The following is a 1,544-nucleotide window of genomic DNA, read 5'->3' as shown; positions in this document are numbered from 1 at the left end:
CCATTTGTCTCTTAAATTCTGCTGTAAATGTACGTCTTTCTCTTGGCATAGTAGATCCGCTCCTCATTGTGATGATTTCATTCTACTAGCCCCTAATTTTCCTGTCCAACTAAGTGTAGCCGATTCAAAATTATTGACTTTGGTTTTGGTAAAAAGCTTGAGAGTACTGAGCAAGATGGAAGAAGTGTGGTATTAAATTGGCCAGTCACTCAGTTACCATATGAGACAGAAACAGAAAGCATTTATAATCACCAAACTGAAATCTACTTTGTTGGAAAATTATTCAGCCATATCTTAAAAGATGAGCTGCCAAATTTTAAATTTGTACACATTATCAATAAGATGACTGAACTGCATCCAAATAACCGATATCAGTCATTCAATGCCATCTCTACCGAAATTGCAAAGGGAATAATAAGTGATTTAAACTTTAACAGTCGGGAGAAAGATATCTATATTAAGTTCGCTGACAATCTAACCTCTCTACTCAGTAGATACCATGAAAAATATCACCCCCTTCAAGACCTTGATTCGTCTCTAAACCGACTTGGCACTTTAATAAGAAATAGTTCACTCGAAAAATTCATTCAAGATAAAGGACAATTGATCCGATGTTTTATCGGAGGAAAGTTCTCATATTATCAACACATAGAAATCGAAGTAAAAACAGTAATTGAATTTTATAAGCTCCTTCAACAACTACATCCTAACAAGAGAAAAATTGTGTTTGATAACCTATACACAAGATTAGCAACCATTAAGATAGATTACGATGACCTCCCTTTTTAACCAGTATAGATGGCGGCACCACCACCTACACCATCAGAAATATTTCTTATATATCGACAGAATCACCATAATCCCTGCAACCACGCGGGTTTTACCAACCGCTACGCATATGAAAACGCAAAAAAGCGACCTCACGAGGTCGCTTCTCTGATTGTATTGGTGGAGGCGAGCCGTGGCTGTGCAAAACCACAATTCGCCGGATTTGTAGGATTCGGATCTTTGGGGAGGTAGCTTAAATAGGACACTCGGATAGACTCAGAAGGTTATCTGGTTGTGCCCCATCCGCGACAGTCTTTAAGTATTTGTGCCCGTATTGGCTTTTCGCAACAATAACATCAGCTGTTCTTCCACCAGCACTAACATAGAAATCCCATTTCCCACTTTCAATGCCTTGAAATAGCATTCTCTTGAGTGATATGCCATCTGGCTCCGTCAGCATTCTTACCACCGATATGTGTAATTCTCTCGTGTGGGTTGTAACGATCGCTCTTGATGATGCAAAGAATTTGATGTCTAGATGCCACTTAAAGACCTCCCTTAAATGATCAATTTTCTAATACTCCCTTCTATTATAAATCAGATAAACTAACCCGAAAAGAACACATGTTCCCTTTTTATGCTGAGTAAATAGGGCTTGCTGAACGATTCTTTATCCAGCCTTCAGAGCTAGGCGTCCACGAGACTGCATCGTGAAAATGAGGAAATAAAGAACGCGGAGCCTACGCTCCAAGTTCATCACCAGAAGCTGTAGCGTA

General features: G+C 39.3%; 3 protein-coding genes. 1 reads left to right on the top strand and 2 read right to left on the bottom strand.

Features of this window, described 5'->3' with window-relative positions; all coding sequences use genetic code 11:
• The first annotated feature begins 186 nt into the window (after nt 1-186).
• On the top strand, nt 187-789 hold the full coding sequence (locus tag ACH6EH_RS20120) for a hypothetical protein (protein WP_397333587.1): 603 nt from the start codon (nt 187-189) through the stop codon (nt 787-789).
• A gap of 232 nt (nt 790-1,021) precedes the next feature.
• On the opposite strand, the gene ACH6EH_RS20115 is transcribed toward ACH6EH_RS20120, so the two are convergent.
• Together ACH6EH_RS20115 and ACH6EH_RS20110 are read right to left on the bottom strand one after the other, a co-directional pair.
• On the bottom strand, nt 1,022-1,192 hold the full coding sequence (locus ACH6EH_RS20115; protein ID WP_397333586.1) for a DUF3892 domain-containing protein: 171 nt from the start codon (nt 1,190-1,192) through the stop codon (nt 1,022-1,024).
• A complete protein-coding gene (locus ACH6EH_RS20110; protein ID WP_397333585.1) occupies nt 1,173-1,313 on the bottom strand; it encodes a DUF3892 domain-containing protein in 141 nt (46 codons plus the stop codon). The genes ACH6EH_RS20115 and ACH6EH_RS20110 overlap by 20 nt, the downstream gene beginning before the upstream one ends.
• Nucleotides 1,314-1,544 lie beyond the last annotated feature (231 nt).

Source organism: Paenibacillus sp. JSM ZJ436 (genome assembly GCF_044383795.1).
Classification (GTDB): domain Bacteria; phylum Bacillota; class Bacilli; order Paenibacillales; family Paenibacillaceae; genus Paenibacillus_AQ; species Paenibacillus_AQ algicola.
Note: the sequence above shows the minus strand (reverse complement) of the source record. Positions and strands in the feature narration are given on the sequence as shown.